The organism is Paraburkholderia sp. BR10936 (assembly GCF_040965735.1).
Classification (GTDB): Bacteria; Pseudomonadota; Gammaproteobacteria; order Burkholderiales; family Burkholderiaceae; genus Paraburkholderia; species Paraburkholderia nodosa_A.
This window is the reverse complement of sequence record NZ_JBFRCM010000018.1, coordinates 172,390-190,025: the sequence shown is the minus strand read 5'-3', so window position 1 is coordinate 190,025 and position 17,636 is coordinate 172,390. Positions and strand designations below refer to the sequence as shown.

Below are 17,636 nucleotides of genomic sequence, written 5' to 3'. Positions count from 1 at the left end.
AACAGCTCCACGCCGATGATAGTGCGGATTGCCCGTGTGAAAGTAGGTAATCGTCAGGCTCCTTATGCTGTAACGTCCAGAACCCCGGTGTCTCCGAAAGAGAACCGGGGTTCTGGCGTTTGGGCGCATTAAAATCGCAGCTCGTCAATTCAAGGCGCCAGCCAGGTTCCGCGCCATTCCCCTTCTTCAAACACCAGACTGGCGCGCCTATGCCCTGCGGGATTCAGATCGAGGTAGTCAATGCTCGATACGGTCACATCAATCAGACAGAAGTTTTCGAATCCCGCCGATGAGTTGGGATCCTCGGCGAGCGTCGTTGCATGCGCTTCGGCGGGAGACGCAACCGGTGTCGCGGGCGCAAGCGGCGTGCGATAGACGATCAACGTCCGAGGTCTGCTCGAGTCCCAGACAGCTCTCGTATCCGAGGGCGTCTCGACGATTCTCGCAACGCCGTGCAGCCTTATCTGGATCCCGCCGTCGAGATCGCAGCCGACGAGCGATACGCGCGGGTCGCGCCGCAATTCAGACACCTTTGTAGACCGCACGTCGGTATGAAACATGACTGAGCGCCGCTCGCGAGAGACACGGCGCAACACGACCGTCCGCACGGCAGGCGCACCGTCCAGCGCAATCGTCGCGACCTGCAGCATCGTGAAGGGCGAGCGCTCATTGCCCGCGTTTGCGCCCGCGTTCAGGCGTGCCCAGACCTCGTCGACGATCTGATCCATATCTGCCGCGCTACAGAGCACGCACGATGCCGCCGTCGACACGGATGTTTTGCCCCGTGATGTACCCCGCGGCATCCGACAACAGGAACGCGACCGTTTGTGCGATCTCCTGTGTCTTCCCGAATCGGCCAACCGGAATGCGGGCAACAATCTCGGGCGTTTCGGGCCAGCTGTCGATAAACCCCGGCAGCACGGAGTTGATTCGAATATTGTCCTTCGCGTAGCGGTCGGCATAAAGGCGCGTGAACGAACTCAACGCGGCGCGCAGCGCGGAAGAAACAGGCATGGCCTGCTCGGGCGCATCGGCGGCAAAGCTCGAGATATTCACCACCGCGCCGCCGCGTTGCTCGAGAAACGCAGGGGTCACGCGACGCAACACGCGAGCGACGTTGAGCAGGATGAGATCGAGCCCGAGGTGCCACTGTTCGTCTGCAACAGAAAGCAGATCCCCCTTCGGCGGATGCCCCGTGTTGTTCACCACAGCGTCGATGCGGCCATATTTTTCGAGCGTTTCGCGGACGAACCGGTCGATACAGTCCGGCTCGGTCACCGAGCCGGTAAAGCCGAATCCGCCAAGCTCTCTCGCCAGTTCGGCCGCACTGCCCGAGGGTGACATCAAGGCCAGACGGTAGCCGCTGGCTGCCAGTTCGCGCGCGATCGCCGCGCCCATACCCTTGCCGGCCGCCGTGACGAGTGCGACTTTTTCTACTGCCATCGTGCTCTCTCCTTGAATTGGATTCAGCGCGTCAGAACTGCGCCGTATGGGAAATCGTCCAGAAACTGTATGGCGTTATGATTGGATTGTCGAATGATGTTTCTTATAGTCTGACAATAAAATTCTTCAGGTCCGATGGCGTGGATATCGCGGTGCGGCTCGGCAAGCCGCCGTTCGCGAAAGGCCTCGTCAGCGACCCGCTATTTCCGCTGCAGGTATTCGGCGTAGCCAGCCCGCAACTGCTCAAGCCCGATCACCCGGTGCACACGATCTCGGACCTGCAAAACTATGTGCTGCTCCACGACTCTCATGATCTGTGGCCGGAATTTTTCAACGCCCTCGGTTGCACAAATGATGTGGGCGAGCTGAAAGGGCCGCACTTCAGTCAATCGTCGCTCGCCATCGATGCCGCCATTGCGGGGCAGGGCATTGCACACACGAGCGAACATCTCGTCGAGCGCGATATAAGCGCGTTGAACCGGGCATTCGCAGTCAGCAAGTTCTGCGCCACCATCCGCATTGCAGTGCAGCGCCTCGCCGTGAGGCAGCGCGTGCGCACGCATTCATCGTTCGATCACCTTGCCGGTGCATAATGACTGAACCGCCGATGCAGTCGATGACTATCCGCCAAGGAGTTCGTCATGCTAGCGAGGAACGAAGAATTCGTCGCCCATCTGCTCTCCGACGTCATGGAATTTGCGCGGGCGCGCTTGCCCGAGCCGACGTTCCAGATCGTCGAGCCTTTCCTGCGGCACTACTACGATTTCGCCGACGCGGAGGATCTGCGCAGCCGCAGCATCGCCGACCTCTACGGCGCCGCCATGGCGCACTGGCGAACCGCGCAGCGCTTTGTACCGGGCAGCGAGCGCATGCAGGTCTACAACCCGATCCTCGAACAGCACGGTTGGCATTCGGACCATACGGTCATCGAAATCGTGAACGACGACATGCCATTTCTCGTCGATTCGGTTTCCATGGCCGTCAACCGTCTGGGGCTCGCGCTGCATTCCGCGCTGCACCCCGTATTCCGGATCTGGCGCGGCAAGGACGGGACGATCGAGCGTGTAGACGAAGGCGGGGCTAGCGCCGGCGACGGGCAATCACAACTCGCTTCGTTCATCCATTTCGAGGTAGACCGCTGCGGCGATGCAGCAAAGCTCGACGAATTGCGCAGCGACATCGCCAAGGTGCTTGGCGACGTGCGGGCGTCGGTAGAAGATTGGCCGAACCTGCTCGAGGCCGCGCGCACCACCATCAAGACGATGAAAGCGCGCGAAACGAGCGCAGAGGACATCGAAGCGCGCGCGTTTCTCGATTGGATGGTGGCCGACCATTTCACTTTCCTCGGCCAGCGCGATTACGCGCTGGTCGCGCATGACGGCGGCTACGCCCTGCGCGGCGTGGAAGGCTCGGGCCTCGGCATTCTGCGCGAATCGCTGCGCGCGCCGGGCACGCCGGACATCACGCCGTTGCCGCCCGCGGCCGTCGACATCATCAGCGGCGCATGGCCCATTTTCCTGACGAAAGCGAACTCGCGTGCCACCGTACACCGGCCGGGCTATCTGGACTACGTTGGAGTGAAGCTAGTCGGCGCGGATGGCAGGGTGTGCGGCGAGCGCCGCTTCGTCGGCCTCTACACCTCGACCGCCTATATGGTCTCCACCGCCGAAATCCCGATCGTGCGGCGCAAATGCGCGAATATCGTGCAGCGCGCGGGCTTTCTGCCGAAAGGCCATCTGGGCAAATCGCTGGTGACGGTGCTGGAAACCTATCCGCGGGATGAACTGCTGCAGGCGAGCGAAGACGAGCTTTTCGACATCGCGCTCGGTGTGCTGCGCTTGCAGGAACACCAGCGCACGCGGCTATTCGTGCGGCGCGACCGCTTCAACCGCTTCGTTTCCTGCCTCGTATACGTCTCGCGCGACAAGTACAACACCGATCTGCGGCGGCGGATTGCAAACCTGCTCGTGGACGCCTTCAACGGCGTTTCCGTGGAGTTCACGCCGCTGCTTTCGGAGTCGGCAATCGCACGGATTCATTTCGTCGTGCACGCCGAACCCGGCTCGATGCCCGAAGTCGACACGCACGAACTCGAAGCGCGGCTCGTGCAGGTCACGCGCCGCTGGCAGGACGATCTGGCCGATGCGTTGCTCGACGCATTCGGCGAAGAGCAGGGCACGAGTCTCTTGCATCGCTACGCCGATTCGTTCCCGCCGGGCTATCGCGACGATTATCCGGCGCGCACGGCGGTACGCGATATCGAGCTGATCGAGCGCGTGCAGGGAACGCAGCGCATCGCGATGAATCTGTACCGGCCTATCGAGGCGGGCCCACGTACGTTCCGCTTCAAGGTTTATTGCACGGGCGAAGCGATCGCGCTCTCGCGCAGCCTGCCGATGCTGGAACACCTCGGCGTGCGTGTGGATGAAGAGCGGCCCTATGTGATCGAGGCGCCTTCTTGCGCGCCTGCTTGGGTCCACGATTTCGGCCTCGAACTCGCGGACGACGCCGAATTTGACATCGAGCGCGTGAAGGGCCTGTTCGAAGACGCATTCGAAAGCGTCTGGAACGCACGCATCGAAAATGACGATTTCAACCGGCTCGTGCTGCGCGCCTATCTGAGCGCGCGCGAAGTGACGATCCTGCGTGCCTATGCGAAGTACCTTCGCCAGGTGGGTTCGACATTCAGCGACGCCTATATCGAGCGTGCGCTAACCGGCAATCCGGCGATCGCCCGGCAGTTCGTCGAACTGTTCGTACTCCGGTTCGATCCGCGCGATTCACAGGCACGGGAAGAGCGCACGGCACTCATGCTCAAGGCCATTGAAAGTGCGCTCGACCAGGTGCCCAATCTCGACGAAGATCGCATCCTGCGGCAGTTCCTCGGCGTGATCAATGCGACGGTGCGCACCAACTATTTCCGCCGCGAAGCCAATGGCGCAGAGCGGCCCTCGCTCTCGTTCAAATTCGACCCTTCGAAAGTGCCTGGCCTGCCCGAACCCAAGCCCATGTTCGAGATCTGGGTTTATTCGCCGCGCGTGGAGGGTGTGCACTTGCGCGGCGGGCGTGTCGCTCGTGGCGGCCTGCGCTGGTCGGATCGCCGCGAAGACTTCCGCACCGAAGTGCTGGGCCTCATGAAAGCCCAGATGGTGAAGAACGTCGTGATCGTGCCGGTGGGTTCGAAGGGCGGCTTTGTCGTGAAGAACCCGCCGCCGGCGAGCGACCGCGAAGCATGGATGCGCGAGGGCGTGGCGTGCTATCAGACCTTCCTGCGCGGCCTGCTCGATCTCACCGACAATCTCGTGAACAACGCGATCGTGCCGCCGCCCGATGTCGTGCGCCACGATCCCGACGACCCCTACCTCGTCGTGGCCGCCGACAAGGGCACCGCCACGTTCTCCGACTACGCGAACGCGATATCCGCCGAATACGGATTCTGGCTCGACGATGCTTTTGCCTCGGGCGGGTCCGTGGGCTACGACCACAAGAAGATGGCGATCACGGCGCGCGGCGCGTGGGAGTCGGTCAAGCGGCATTTCCGCGAAATGGGCGTGGATACGCAGGCCACCGATTTCACCGTGGTCGGCGTTGGCGACATGTCGGGCGACGTGTTCGGCAACGGGATGCTGCTCTCGCCGCATATCAAGCTCGTCGCAGCTTTCGATCACCGCCATATTTTCCTCGACCCGAATCCCGATCCGGCCGTGAGCCTTGCCGAGCGCGTGCGGCTCTTCGCGCTCGAACGCTCGAGCTGGGCCGACTACGACCCGGCTACGATATCGGCGGGCGGCGGCGTGTTCGCGCGCACCATGAAGACGATCCCGCTTTCGGCGGCGGTGCGCACGGCACTCGGCATCGAGGCGGCGGCGCTTTCGCCAACCGAGTTGATTCGCGCGATCCTGCTGGCGAAGGTCGACCTGCTCTATAACGGCGGCATTGGCACTTATGTGAAATCCGCGCGCGAGACCAACGCACAAGTCGGCGACAAAGCCAACGACGCGGTGCGCGTGAACGGCTCAGAACTGCGCTGCAAGGTCGTGGGCGAGGGCGGCAATCTCGGCGTCACGCAGCTCGGGCGCATCGAATTCGCGCAGCATGGCGGCCACATCAACACGGATGCGATCGATAACTCGGCAGGTGTAGATTGTTCGGACCACGAAGTCAACATCAAGATCCTGCTCGGACTCGTGGTGGCCGACGGCGAGATGACGACGAAACAGCGCAACGCGTTGCTCGCGGAGATGACCGACGAAGTCGGACTGCTGGTGCTGAGCGACAACTACTACCAGACTCAGGCGCTTTCGATCGCGGGCCGCTACGCCGTGGAGCTGCTCGATGCCGAATCGCGCCTCATGCGCTGGCTCGAACGCGCAGGACGTCTGAATCGCCATATCGAATTCCTGCCGACCGACGATGAAATCGCCGAACGCCAGGCCGCGAAACTCGGGCTCACGTCGCCGGAGCGCGCCGTGCTGCTCGCTTACAGCAAGATGTGGCTCTACGACGCGTTGCTCGATTCATCGGTGCCGGAAGACCCACTCGTCGCGGACTTGCTGATCGACTACTTCCCGCAGCCACTGCAGCAGCGCTTTAGCGAACCCATGCATCGGCATCCGCTGCGGCGTGAAATTCTGGCGACGCATTTGACGAACGCGCTCGTGAACCGCGTGGGCTGCGCATTCGTGCACCGTTTGATGGAGGAAACCGACGCGCAGCCCGGCGAAATCGTGCGCGCGTGCATCATGGCGCGCGACGTATTTGGTCTGAACGATATCTGGCGCGCCATCGACGCGCTCGACAACCGCGTGCCCGACGACGTGCAGGCGCGCATGTTCGTCGACATCGCACGGCTGCTCGAACGCGCGGCGCTATGGTTCCTGCGGCATCTGCAGGCAGGCTCGGTGGACAACGATGGTGTGAGCACGCTGCTGGCACGCTGCCGCGACGCCGCTCAGCGCCTCGCGCCGCAATTGCCGACGCTGCTGCCCGACCCGGATCTCGAAGCGCTTTCGGCACGCCAGGGAGAACTCGTGAAGGCGGGCGTCGAAAATGCGCTCGCGCTGCGCGTGGCGAGTGGAGATATTTCGGTAGCACTGCTGGACATCGCGGATGTAGCGGCGGCGTGCGACCGTCCTCTTGAGCGCGTTGCGGCGGCGTACTTCGCTTTGGGTACGCGGCTCAATTACAGCTGGATTGGCGAGCGTGCGGCGACGCTGCCTACGCCGACGCATTGGGACACCATGGCGCGCGCGGCTGCGCTCGCCGAGGTGGCGCACCTCAAGCGCGCGCTCACCACGAGCGTGCTTGCACAAGGCTCCGAAACCGCGGACGCACAAACGCTCGTCGACGCATGGTGCGCTCAGCACGAGGCGGCGCTCGAGCGTTATGGGCAGTTGCTTACGGAACTGCGTGCTTCGAGCGGCGTGAGTCTTTCTGTGCTGCTCGTGATCGTGAGGGCGATGGCGGCGCTCGAAAGGACTTGAAGACTCGAACGATGACGGCGGTGCAAGCGGCTTACGCGGCGGCCGCTTCGGTCACCGCCTGCGTGCTCGCCACGGCCGCCGCATGCTCGCGAATCAGACGATAGACCGTCTCGCCGGGCACCGTCTCCGCCTCGAGCAACTGATCGGCGATCGCGCGCAGCACCGGCTCGTTCGCACGCAGCAACGCGAAGCACGCGTCGTTGAGTTCGTGCAGCAGTGCGTTCGCGTGCTCGATCGCGCTCTTCAACTGCAAGCCCGCGACCTGCTGCGGCAGCGCCGCGAGGCTGAACAGATTGCCATCCGCATTGAAGCCGTGCTTCGACACCATGTCGAGGCTGATGCGCGAGGCCTCCTGCAAATCCTGCGCCGCGCCGCTCGACGCTTCGCCGAACATGAGCAGTTCCGCGTTGCGCCCGCCCAGCAGCACCTGGATTTCGTTACGCATTTCCGTTTCGCGATACAGGTACTTGTCCTGCATTTTCGTGATCAGCGCCACGCCCAACGCGCCGCCACGCGGCAAAATCGTCACTTCTTCGAGCACGCCGGTGCCGAGGAGGGCGGCGACGAGTCCATGTCCTGCTTCATGGATCGCAATGCGTGTGCGTTCGTCGTCCGAAAGCGCGCGCTCCGCGCCGTTGACGTCGCCAATGCGTGCAATCTTGATGGCCTCGAGAAAATGCACCGCGGCCACTTGCCGCTTGCCGGCCTTGCGCGCGACGAGACCCGCTTGATTCACGATCATCGAGAGCGTGGCCGGGGAAAGGCCCGTGGTCAGCCGCGCGAGCTGGTTGAAATCGAGATCGTTGGCTTTCGACTTCAGATTGCCGGCGTAGAAGCGCAGAATTTCTGCGCGATCCTCGAGGTCGGGCAAACGCACCTGCACCGTGCGGTCGAAGCGGCCAGGGCGGCGCAGCGCTTCGTCGAGATTGTCCGGGTGATTGGTCGCCGCGACGATGATCACGCCTTCGTTCGACGCGAACCCGTCCATCTCCGCGAGCAGCTGGTTGATGATGCGGTTGCTTTCCGCTTCGACCGGGCCGCCGCCCGTATCGGTGCGCTTGCCCAGGCCGTCCGCCTCGTCGATGAAGATGACCGTCGGCGCGTTCTTGCGCGCGAGCTCGAACAGGCGCTTGACCTTCTGAATGCCCACACCGTAATACTTCGCGCTGAAATAGCTGCCCGTGATGGCGATGAAATTCGCGCCGCATTCGCCTGCAAGCGCCTGCGCGAGACGCGTCTTGCCGACGCCCGGGCCGCCTGTCATGAGCACGCCGCATGGCGCGCGCACGCCCATGCCCGTGAACTGCGCGGGCTCGGTGAGCCACGCGCGCACGTCGGCGAGCGCGGCTTTCGCCTCGCCTGCGCCGATCACGTCGTCGAAGCGCAAAGTCGGCGATTCGCCGAGCAATTGCGCGCCGCCGCCCATTTCGCGGCGCATGAACCACAGCAGGCCGCCTAGCATCAGCACGGGGAGTAGCAGACTGAACGCGTCGCGCACACGGTCGAGGGCTTCTGTCCAGCGCTCGGCGCCGATGCGCACATCGGCGTGCGGCAGCCAGACGAGTTGCCAGGGCGGCGTCGCGCCCGGTTTCAGATCGGCGAACAGCAGGGCGTTCGCGAATGCGCCATTGTGATCGGCCACATAATACTTTTCGCCCTTGATCGTCGAGACGAGAATTGCTTCGCGGCTCACGCCAATTGCGGCGACATCGCGGTCGCGAATATCGCGCAGCAATTCCGAGGCATCCTTCTCGCGCTTCGTCCATGGCGATGCGTCATGCCGCATCTCGCTGGCGACACCCGTAAGCGCAGCCGGCTGGGACTGCGCAAGATTCGCTTGATGGCGCCAGTAGAAAAAGCCAGACGCCGCCGCGAGCGCCGCCGCGCATACACCCAACGCCGCGTATCGGCCAAAGCGTGACCACCGCGAATTCCTTGCCGGTTTCATGAATCCTTTCCTGCCTGGCGCCGCCGTGACGACGCCAGATAATCTATCGTGGGACTGGAGGCGCTCGAACGTCTCGCCTTGCGTAGTCCATGGATAGTCAGGAATACGAAAACGACCCTTTTAATCGCGCTGCTCCAATAGGATTATGCCTGCGTTAGGCGGCCCGCGAAAAAGGGGATTGACGGATAAATACCTTTTAATCCGGTGATTTAGCCTGGCTGCGTGGTTTCTTAGGGGGCGCGAACGGCGATGTGCCCCTGTTTGGCGTGCTTTGCCAAGCGGGTCGGACCGCGATCAGAATAAAGATAAATGGGGCGAGCGTCGCTATTCGTTCGCTCGCTGCGCAACGTGGGCTATCCGGTCCCGCACAACACCGATCGCCTGCTTGAGCGCGTAGACGTCCTGAAAATAGCGGTACGGAATGCGTATCCGGCTCGCGTTTGCGTCGATGTTTTCGATTTCTTCACTCCATTGCGCGATCTGAGAGGGGCTCGGCTCGCTGTTGCTCCACACTTCGTCTTCGAGTGCCTTGATTTCGCGGTACCAGACGACGAGCCGTTTTTTCATCCGTGCTTCGAGCAACCGCGGCAATGCCTGAAGCAAGCCAATCAGGAGCGCCGCGAACGGCACGAGGATCAACAGCCGTCGTTCGATCACGCTCGCGAGCCAGAACGGCAGATAGCGGTACAGGAACGGCTGGCCGGATTTGAAGTAGCGGACGCTTTCGTCGGAGAGCGGGAATTCTTCCGTCTTCAGGTTAGGGAAGGTGCCGAGCGGCGTGAAGTAATCTTCGCCACCGTGAACGGAGTGAGCCGCGTCGAGCAGCAGATAGACGAGCGCCGGATGCAGCGTGTCTTTCGAGACCAGCAGCGCCGTTGCCGCGAGCAGCGTGACGTCGGTGCGCGGCAGATCATCGGCGACACTCGTCGACGCGCGTGGCAAGACGATCTTCGAAAGCGATGGGAACTTCTGAACCAGCGCGTCTGCCTGGGCGAAACTCATCAGTTTGAGATCGCTGTTCAGCAGGATCTTCTGCATCTCGGCGTCGGGCCGGCCGATGTAGAAAGCAGCGTCGATCTGACCGCTTTCGAGCCCTTGATACGCTGCCGGCGCATCCATTTGCAGCAGGGTGGAGTTCTGGCTCGTGATGCCGCTGTAGCCGAGCAATACCTGCGCGACATTGAGCAGGCCACTGCCGGGCACGCCCGTCGAAATCTTCTTGCCACGAAGTTGCGACAGCCGGTCGACCGTCGTGTCGCCGCGATAGAACACCCAGATCGGTTCGTACGACACGGCAGCGATCGTCTGCAGACCGTCGGTCTCCTTCGGGTTGGTGGTACCCGACTGGATGAAACCGACTTCATAGGCGCTGTTCGGGTCTCTCAACCGCTCATAATTCTCCACCGCGCCGGAGGAACTGCGGATATCGAGCTTGATGCCCGCACGCTTCAGGATGGGCGCATAGCGATCCGCAAAGCCACGATAGATGCCGTTGTCAGCGCCGCTGGTCATGACGATGGTGCGTTGGAACGCGGGTGCGGCCACGATCGCCACCACCCAGCCAAACGCAGCCAACAAAATGATTACGCCGACGATCAGGAAGCGCCGCCTCGCCCTGGTCATGGGTGCTGTCTGGCTGCGATGCAGTGCCGGATTGTGTCGGGGCATCGTTATGTACGCCTCCAGGATGCAACGCAGCAAGGATCGCGGTGCGTCGTGGCTCGCTCTGATCGTTATGCTGAGCTTATTGCCGTTGCCGCTCGGGGTGAGTATGCCACGGCGAGGGAATCTACCTTCGCATCGAGGACGCAGCGTTTTCTGGCAGACTCGCCGGTGTCCCCTTGCTGTCTGGTGATCGGTAGTCGCTGATCAAAGATATAGGTCGTAGTGCAAATTAATATTGGAAGCGATGGATTCGCCTTTTTACTTGACATACCTTCATGGCGTTTACTTGGCTCCGTCACATCGACCCATCGAGAAGGCGCGACGCCAAAGGCTGACCGGATCGATTCGCACTGAAATTTCCCGGGCGGCGCCTGAGCTGGCATCCCCTTTGCCGATCAGTCGCCGCCGTCGCCTGAAGCGTCGATCGCGTTCAACAAATGACGCAGTGCATGGCCTGCAGCGACGGACTCTTCCGGATCGAGCATCGCCGTCAGCGCGTTCAGCCGGCCGACCCGCTCGTCCAGTGCACGATCGATGCACGCCAGGCCTTCTTCCGTCAGTTCCACTTCGAGCCGCCGGCGGTCATTCGGATCGGGCAGACGGCGCACCAGGCCCTTGTCTTCCAGCCGGTCCAGCAGCACGGTCATCGTGCCGGTCGTAAGGATGGCGATGCGGCTCAGGTCCGACGGGGATGCCGTTTTGGGGTAGCGCCGACGCAGCGCCGCCAGCACCTGGAACTGGCCCGAGGTGATGCCGTGCGCCTGGGAAAGCTTGATCAGCTCTCGCTCCAGCACGCCGCCCAGACGGATCACTCTGATCAGCATGTCGGCGTGTTGCAGATCCAGGTCGGGGCGCGCCGTACGCCATTCGGCGAGAAATTGGTCCACATAGTCAAGGGTAGTCATACGCGAATTTTACTTGGCTCCAAATAACTTCGCAATTGATTGCTTGACATCAAGATACTCGATGACTAGTATTCGCTCATGGTCTGACCGGGGACAACAACCGGCCGACATCAGAAAGACAATGAAATGGGCGAGACACGACATGGCTTTTGATTCCTCGTGCGGGTTTCCTGGGCAACCGGGCGATAGCGCCGCAATCTCTGGCGGCTCGGTTCGAGCGGCCTTTGACGCAACATCGGACCGCTATCCGGCGCATCCTTTTCTCCACATTCCCGCGCAAGCAACGGCGGGGTACGGGAGGCAAGCGGTGGACTGGGAATACGGCGAAGCAGCCCTTCGCGTGCAGGCGCTGGAGGCCGATTTCCGCGAAGCTGGCCTGACGCGCGGCCATCGCGTCGCCGTGATGCTCGACAACCGCGCCGAGTTCTTCCTGTGCTGGCTGGCGCTCAACGGCATCGGCGTGTCGATCGTGCCGCTCAACGCAGAGCACAGCGCTGCGGAGATGGCGCATGTGCTGCGCGACAGCGCGGCCGTGATGGTGGTCACGCTGGAAGGACGAGGGGCGGCACTGGAACCCGCACTGCACCTCGCACTGGCCGGCACCGACAGGGCATTGCCGCCGGTTTGCTGCCTCGGCGACGACGCGCCCCGGGTGCCGGTGCTGCCCGGCACGTTCGCAGCCAGCACGGACGAGTGTGCGTTGGTCTATACCTCGGGCAGCACGGGTTTGCCGAAGGGCTGCATGCTCTCGAATGCCTACATGCTGGCGTTCGGCCGCTGGTACCTGTCGCTCGGCGGCCTGTGCACGATCGAGCCCGGTGCCGAACGCCTGATCACCCCGTTGCCGCTGGTGCATATGAACGCGCTGGCCTGCTCGTCGATGGCGATGATCCTGAGCGGTGGTTGCATCATTCAGCTTGACCGTTTCCACCCCGGCACCTGGGCGCAGACCGTCGCTCAGAGCGGCGCCACCATCGTGCATTACCTCGGCGTGATGCCGGCCATCCTGCTGCAGTTCCCGCCCCAGCCCGGCGACCGCGCGCACGCAGTGAAGTTCGGCTTCGGCGCTGGCGTGCATCCGAAACACCAGGCGGCGTTCGAGGCGCGCTTCGGCTTTCCGCTGGTGGAGTCGTGGTCGATGACCGAAGTCGGCGCGGGAGCGGCGGTGGCGGCCAACGTCGAGCCGCGCCATGCCGGCAGCCGTTGCTTCGGCCGACCGTCGGGGCACATGGAATACCGGATCGTCGACGACGCAGGTGTTGACGTGCCGCCCGGTAGCTCGGGCGAACTGTGGGTGCGCGCCGCCGGTCCGGACCCCCGGGCGGGTTTCTTCTCGGGCTACGCCAACCAGCCAGAGTTGACCGAAGCCGCATGGGCTGGCGATTACTTCCATACCGGGGACATCGTGCGCGCGGGTAGCGACGGCGCCCTGCACTTCGTGGACCGCAAGAAGAGCATCATCCGGCGCAGCGGCGAGAACATCGCCTCGCTCGAAGTCGAGGCCGTGCTCAACCAGTTGCCCGTTGTGCGCAACGTCGGCGTGGGACCCGTCGAAGACGAGACGCGGGGTGAGGAGGTCATGGCGTGCGTCGAGCTTGCCGCCGGCCACGCGCCTTCGCACGAGGTGGCGCTGCAAATATTCGAGGCTGCGGCGCAGCGGCTCGCTTACTACAAGCTCCCGGGCTACATCGCGTTCGTGTCCGCGCTTCCGCTGACTGCTTCCCAGAAGCTGCAGCGTGGGGTGCTGCGCGAAATCATGCGCCGCCTGGCTGGCGAGGGCGCCGCATTCGACCTGCGCGCCCTGAAGAAACGCTCCGCCTCGCATCCGGCGGACAACGCCTGAGCGGCCGCCGGAGTCTCCCATGGCAATCCAACCCGAAGACGCGCAAGCCGTGCTGGCGGTACCCGTCACGACAGGCTACGCGCGCTACAGCACCGAGCCAGCGGACTGGTATGTCGCGCAATGCCTGCGTGAACTGTTGGCTGGCGCCGGCTTGTCGAAAGACAGTATTGACGGCCTCGCCGTCTCCAGCTTCACGCTGGCACCCGACCCTGTGGCCAGCCTGTCGCGGTCGCTCGGGCTGTCGTTGCGTTGGCTGGAATCCGTACCTTTCGGCGGCGCCAGCGGTGTGATCGCGCTGCGCCGCGCGGCACGGGCGGTGGAGGCTGGCGATGCGGAAGTCGTGGCCTGCATAGGCGCCGATGCCAATCCGCGCGGTGGTTTTGCCGGGCTGGCCAGTCGCTTCTCCTGGGCGGCCATCGACGCGGTGTATCCCTACGGAGCGGCGGGTCCGAACATGCCGTTCGCGCACCTGACCCGGCGCTATATGGATGCCACCGGCGCCACGCGAGCCGACTTCGGCCGCCTTTGCGTCTCGCAGCGCGCCAATGCCAGTGCCGTCGCGCACGCGCTGTTGCGCGATCCCATTTCGCTCGAGGCGTACCTCGACGCCCGGCCAATCGCCGAGCCGCTCCACAAGCTCGATGTCGTGATGCCGTGTGCGGGTGCGGAGGGCTTTCTGGTGATGCAGCGGCGGCGGGCCCTCCATCTCGGCCTGCCGTACGCCCGTATCCGGTCGATGGTCGAGCGCCACAACGCCTACGCCGACGATGAAGCCATCTTGCGAGGCGGCTGGGCCCAGGAGTGCAGCCGCCTCTATCGCGAGGCCGGCGTCGGCTGCGGGGACATCGATGTGCTGGCCACTTACGACGACTACCCCGCGGTAGTGTTTCTGCAACTGGAAGGGCTCGGCTTTTGCCCGCCCGGCGCCGCTGCCGCTCTCATTCAGTCACACGATCTGAGTTTCCGCGGCGACTTTCCGCACAACACAAGCGGCGGCCAGCTCGGCTGCGGACAGGCCGGTGCGGCCGGCGGCTATCTGGGGCTGGTGGAAGTCTTGCGGCAGGTCACTGCGCAGGCCGGCGCCAATCAGGTACGCGCTGCCCGCATCGGGCTCGCCAGCGGCTACGGCATGGCCGTGTACGACCGCTGCCTCGCCACCGGCGCCGCGATCATCGAAGGGGTCACGCCATGAGCCACGACGCTTCCTTTGCGCAGTGCCGCTCGCTTGCCTGGCACAGCATGGCGGAGTCCACGCTGCCGGGCGGCCTCGCACTGCCGTGCTGCGCGCAGTGCGGCCACCGGTTCTATCCGCCGCAACGCTATTGCCCGCGTTGCCTGCACGGGCACATCGACTACGTGGCGGACAACGGCGCGGCCGTCGTGCTATCGGTGACGCGCCTGCACCACACACTGGAGCCAGCCTTCGTCAGTTTGCTGCCTTTACATGTGGCGGCCGTTCGCACGGATTCCGATGTCACGCTTTTCGCGCTGGCCGACGACATGCTGGCCCCGGGCACCCGTGTGGCGGTCAGCCTGATCCGCGCAGCATGGGCGCCCGCTGGTGTGCTGCGCGTCCGCTGCGTGGCATCGCCGGAACACGGGGGGGCGGTATGAGCCATCTCCACCATGAGACCCAGCGTTTCGCGGGACGTACGGCCGTGGTGACCGGGGGTAGCGCGGGCATCGGACTGGCCGTCAGCGAGGCGCTGCTCGCGCAAGGCGCGCGCGTGATTGCCGCAGGGCTCGAGCCGTCCGCCAGTGCGCATCCGCGCCTCATCTCCAGCGTCGTGGACCTGTCGACGCCCGAAGGCATTCGCACACTGGCGGCGCTCGCTCAGGCAGAGCAGGCCGACATCCTCGTCAACAACGCCGGCGCGGTGCGCAACACCCTGCTCGAAGACGTAGACGATGCCGAGTTCGACCTGATGATGACGCTGCACGTGCGCTGCGCAATGAAGCTGGCGCAGGCCTGCCTGCCGCACATGAAGGCACAGCGCTTCGGCCGCATCGTCAATGTGGCGTCGCGCGCGATCGTGGGCCTGGCCGGACGCACCGCCTATGGCGCGAGCAAGGCCGCGCTGGCCGCGATGACCCGCACCTGGGCGCTGGAATCCGGGCCGTCCGGCATCACGGTCAATACGGTGTCGCCCGGGCCCATCGTCACCGGCATGCTGATTCGCGATATCCCGGAGCATGGCGAACGCGCGCGCGCCCTGGCCGCTTCACTGCCGCTCCAGCGCCTCGGCCGCCCGGACGACGTAGCACGCGCGGTGCTCTTCTTTGCCGATCCCGCAAATGGCTGGATCACGGGGCAGAACCTCTTCGTCTGCGGCGGGGGGAGCCTGGCCGCTTCTCTGGCGCTCTGAGGCCTCTTAACCTCACTTCATCCAAACCACCAGAAACAAACCGGAGACAACATCGTGAACCCGTCGAGTTCTACCTCGTCCATTCCCCCGCTAGAAGAAGTACTCCTAAATAGCGAAGACATGCCGTGGCGCCCCAAATCCCTGCCGGGCCTCTACGAGAAAATGCTGTGGCGCGACGACGCCACCGGCGCTTCCATCGCGCTGATCCGGTTCGAGAAGGGCGTGTCGATTCCCGTGCCGCACTCGCATGCATCGAACCAGTTCATGTTCTGCCTGCAGGGTCGCTACGAATACACGGCCACGAATGTGGTGCTGATGCCGGGTAGCTTCTACTGGAATCCCAAGGGGCACATCCACGGCCCGACGCTCGCGCACGAAGACACCATCGTGGTGGAAATCTACGACGGTCCGCACTATCCGCAGCAGCCGAGCTGGTACACGGATGAGCGCGATGCCCACTGACCACAAAGGTGCCGCCATTCCCGGCATTCCCACGCCCTCGAGCCATTGCGAGACCGATCCGCGGGACCTGTGCGCGGCGGTCGGCGCGATCTTCGAGCGGCTCGGCGTAGCTGCTGCCGATGCCGCGTATGTCGCAGAGGCTCTGGTCGATGCCGACATGGAAGGCATCCCCTCGCACGGCGTCATGCTTGTCCACATGTATGCGCAGCGCCTGCGCAGCGGATCCGTGACGGCGGCGTCGCGGGCCGCTGTGGCCCATGACCACGGCGCCTGCGTGGTGCTCGACGCCGCAAACATGCTGGGCCAGCTTTCCGCGCAACAGGCGGTCGCGATCGCGAGGGAGCGGGCCGTTGAGCACGGCATCGGCGCCGTGGCGGTGCGCAACGCCTTTCACTTCGGCGCGGCGGGCCGCTATGCGCGGGCCCTGGCAAGCGATGGCTGCGTTGGCATTGCGATGTCCAACACTCGTCCGCTGATGCCCGCGCCGGGTGGCGCCCAGAGCGTCGTCGGCAACAACCCGCTGGCTATCGCGGTGCCCGGTGACGACGGCATGCCGGTGGAACTCGACATGGCGATGAGCGCCAGCGCGATGGGCAAGATCCGGCTGGCCGCCGCCGCCGGCCGCGCGATTCCGGCTGGCTGGGCCACCGACGCGCAAGGCCTGCCCACCACGGACGCGGCCGCCGCCATCGCCGGCATGCTGCTTCCGGCGGCCGGCCCCAAGGGCTTCGGCCTCGCCTTCATGATCGACCTGCTGTGCGGCGGCCTGTCCGGCGGCGCCACCGGCGCGGCGGTGCAACCGCTCTATGGCGACAGCGCCATTGCCTACAACTGCGCGCACTTTTTCCTCGCGATCGATGTGGCGCATTTCCGCGACGCGGGCGCGTTCGCGCGCACCGTCAGCGACGCGGCGGCCGCGGTGCGCTCGTCGCGGCGCGCGCCCGGCACGGAACGTCTTTATGCCCCCGGCGAGATCGGCTGGGCGAGGCGTGCCGAATCCGGCGACGCCTGCCGCGTCGAGCGGCCGGTGCTGATCGAACTCGCCGCCCTGGCGCGCGCGCTCACGGCCGCGCTGCCTTCTTCGATTGCCAACCTTGTAGACGATATGGACCTGACAGCATGAAAACGCAAATTCTCACCGGCGAACTGCGCAAACCCAACGGCCACTTCTCGCAGGCCACCACCATCGAGGCCAGCGGCAAGCTGGTCTTCATCTCCGGCATGACGGCGCGCCGGCCCGACGGCTCGATCGCCGGCATCGGCGACGTCGTAACCCAGACCCGGCAAGTCTGCGAGAACCTGAGCGCCGCCGTGAAAGCCGCCGGCGGCTCGCTCGACGACATCTGTCGCGTCGATGTGTACGTACGCAACATCGAGCATTTCGACCGCGTCCATGACGTGCGCCGCGAGTTTTTCAAGGCGCCACTGCCGGCTTCGACCATGGTCGAGGTCAGCAAGCTGGTCTCGCCGGAATACCTGATCGAGATCAGCGCGATCGCGGTTCTGCCGAACGCCTGAGAC

14 protein-coding genes are annotated in these 17,636 nt (G+C 64.2%); 9 read left to right on the top strand and 5 right to left on the bottom strand.

Features of this window, described 5'->3' with window-relative positions:
- Positions 1-149: 149 nt before the first annotated feature.
- Positions 150-728, bottom strand: coding sequence for a pyridoxamine 5'-phosphate oxidase family protein (locus AB4Y36_RS31515; protein WP_368685080.1), 579 nt, complete (start codon positions 726-728; stop codon positions 150-152).
- A 10-nt stretch (positions 729-738) separates the two neighbouring features.
- Positions 739-1,443 carry an SDR family oxidoreductase gene (locus AB4Y36_RS31510; protein ID WP_368685079.1) on the bottom strand — a complete coding sequence of 235 codons (705 nt, stop codon included), beginning with the start codon at positions 1,441-1,443 and terminating at the stop codon, positions 739-741.
- Between the two features lie 17 nt (positions 1,444-1,460).
- On the opposite strand from AB4Y36_RS31510, the gene AB4Y36_RS31505 reads away from it, so the two are divergent.
- Both AB4Y36_RS31505 and AB4Y36_RS31500 read left to right on the top strand, forming a co-directional pair.
- The gene (locus AB4Y36_RS31505) at positions 1,461-2,036 is read left to right on the top strand and encodes a LysR substrate-binding domain-containing protein (RefSeq protein ID WP_368685078.1); all 576 of its coding nucleotides are present in this window, start codon (positions 1,461-1,463) and stop codon (positions 2,034-2,036) included.
- A 48-nt stretch (positions 2,037-2,084) separates the two neighbouring features.
- A complete protein-coding gene (locus AB4Y36_RS31500; protein WP_368685077.1) occupies positions 2,085-6,926 on the top strand; it encodes an NAD-glutamate dehydrogenase in 4,842 nt (1,613 codons plus the stop codon).
- Between the two features lie 31 nt (positions 6,927-6,957).
- Here the strand turns inward: AB4Y36_RS31500 and AB4Y36_RS31495 are convergent, their stop codons facing one another.
- The 3 genes from AB4Y36_RS31495 to AB4Y36_RS31485 form a co-directional block, all read right to left on the bottom strand.
- Complete coding sequence (locus AB4Y36_RS31495; protein WP_368685076.1) at positions 6,958-8,874, bottom strand: AAA family ATPase; 1,917 nt, start codon at positions 8,872-8,874, stop codon at positions 6,958-6,960.
- A 324-nt stretch (positions 8,875-9,198) separates the two neighbouring features.
- Positions 9,199-10,497: a TAXI family TRAP transporter solute-binding subunit gene (locus AB4Y36_RS31490; RefSeq protein ID WP_368685075.1), complete on the bottom strand. Its 1,299-nt coding sequence runs from the start codon at positions 10,495-10,497 to the stop codon at positions 9,199-9,201.
- Between the two features lie 437 nt (positions 10,498-10,934).
- Positions 10,935-11,444 carry a MarR family transcriptional regulator gene (locus AB4Y36_RS31485; protein WP_342949964.1) on the bottom strand — a complete coding sequence of 170 codons (510 nt, stop codon included), beginning with the start codon at positions 11,442-11,444 and terminating at the stop codon, positions 10,935-10,937.
- Positions 11,445-11,505: 61 nt separating this feature from the next.
- Here AB4Y36_RS31485 and AB4Y36_RS31480 point away from each other — a divergent pair, with 61 nt between their 5' ends.
- Genes AB4Y36_RS31480 through AB4Y36_RS31450 form a run of 7 tightly spaced genes read left to right on the top strand, consistent with a single transcriptional unit; the run spans position 11,506 to position 17,633 of the window.
- Entirely contained in the window at positions 11,506-13,287 is a 1,782-nt protein-coding gene (locus AB4Y36_RS31480) for an AMP-binding protein (protein ID WP_368685084.1), read from the top strand.
- Between the two features lie 19 nt (positions 13,288-13,306).
- On the top strand, positions 13,307-14,479 hold the full coding sequence (locus AB4Y36_RS31475; protein WP_368619771.1) for a thiolase family protein: 1,173 nt from the start codon (positions 13,307-13,309) through the stop codon (positions 14,477-14,479).
- Positions 14,476-14,901 carry a Zn-ribbon domain-containing OB-fold protein gene (locus tag AB4Y36_RS31470; protein ID WP_368685074.1) on the top strand — a complete coding sequence of 142 codons (426 nt, stop codon included), beginning with the start codon at positions 14,476-14,478 and terminating at the stop codon, positions 14,899-14,901. The genes AB4Y36_RS31475 and AB4Y36_RS31470 overlap by 4 nt, the downstream gene beginning before the upstream one ends.
- Positions 14,898-15,653 carry an SDR family oxidoreductase gene (locus tag AB4Y36_RS31465; RefSeq protein WP_342949967.1) on the top strand — a complete coding sequence of 252 codons (756 nt, stop codon included), beginning with the start codon at positions 14,898-14,900 and terminating at the stop codon, positions 15,651-15,653. The genes AB4Y36_RS31470 and AB4Y36_RS31465 overlap by 4 nt, the downstream gene beginning before the upstream one ends.
- 54 nt (positions 15,654-15,707) lie before the next feature.
- Positions 15,708-16,115 (top strand): cupin domain-containing protein, encoded by a 408-nt coding sequence (locus AB4Y36_RS31460; protein ID WP_342949968.1) that lies wholly within the window; start codon positions 15,708-15,710, stop codon positions 16,113-16,115.
- The gene (locus AB4Y36_RS31455; protein ID WP_368685073.1) at positions 16,096-17,238 is read left to right on the top strand and encodes an Ldh family oxidoreductase; all 1,143 of its coding nucleotides are present in this window, start codon (positions 16,096-16,098) and stop codon (positions 17,236-17,238) included. The genes AB4Y36_RS31460 and AB4Y36_RS31455 overlap by 20 nt, the downstream gene beginning before the upstream one ends.
- Positions 17,235-17,633, top strand: a complete 399-nt coding sequence (locus tag AB4Y36_RS31450; RefSeq protein WP_368619768.1) for a RidA family protein — start codon at positions 17,235-17,237, stop codon at positions 17,631-17,633. Before AB4Y36_RS31455 ends, AB4Y36_RS31450 begins: the two co-directional genes overlap by 4 nt.
- Positions 17,634-17,636: the final 3 nt, after the last annotated feature.

Excerpts from the sequence above, each read along its gene's own strand:
- AB4Y36_RS31515 (WP_368685080.1), bottom strand. The coding sequence starts at position 728 with ATGGATCAGATCGTCGACGAGGTCTGGGCACGCCTGAACGCGGGCGCA.
- AB4Y36_RS31510 (WP_368685079.1), bottom strand. The coding sequence starts at position 1,443 with ATGGCAGTAGAAAAAGTCGCACTCGTCACGGCGGCCGGCAAGGGTATG.
- AB4Y36_RS31500 (WP_368685077.1), top strand. The coding sequence starts at position 2,085 with ATGCTAGCGAGGAACGAAGAATTCGTCGCCCATCTGCTCTCCGACGTC.
- AB4Y36_RS31495 (WP_368685076.1), bottom strand. The coding sequence starts at position 8,874 with ATGAAACCGGCAAGGAATTCGCGGTGGTCACGCTTTGGCCGATACGCG.
- AB4Y36_RS31490 (WP_368685075.1), bottom strand. The coding sequence starts at position 10,497 with ATGACCAGGGCGAGGCGGCGCTTCCTGATCGTCGGCGTAATCATTTTG.
- AB4Y36_RS31485 (WP_342949964.1), bottom strand. The coding sequence starts at position 11,444 with ATGACTACCCTTGACTATGTGGACCAATTTCTCGCCGAATGGCGTACG.
- AB4Y36_RS31480 (WP_368685084.1), top strand. The coding sequence starts at position 11,506 with ATGACTAGTATTCGCTCATGGTCTGACCGGGGACAACAACCGGCCGAC.
- AB4Y36_RS31475 (WP_368619771.1), top strand. The coding sequence starts at position 13,307 with ATGGCAATCCAACCCGAAGACGCGCAAGCCGTGCTGGCGGTACCCGTC.
- AB4Y36_RS31470 (WP_368685074.1), top strand. The coding sequence starts at position 14,476 with ATGAGCCACGACGCTTCCTTTGCGCAGTGCCGCTCGCTTGCCTGGCAC.
- AB4Y36_RS31465 (WP_342949967.1), top strand. The coding sequence starts at position 14,898 with ATGAGCCATCTCCACCATGAGACCCAGCGTTTCGCGGGACGTACGGCC.
- AB4Y36_RS31455 (WP_368685073.1), top strand. The coding sequence starts at position 16,096 with ATGAGCGCGATGCCCACTGACCACAAAGGTGCCGCCATTCCCGGCATT.
- AB4Y36_RS31450 (WP_368619768.1), top strand. The coding sequence starts at position 17,235 with ATGAAAACGCAAATTCTCACCGGCGAACTGCGCAAACCCAACGGCCAC.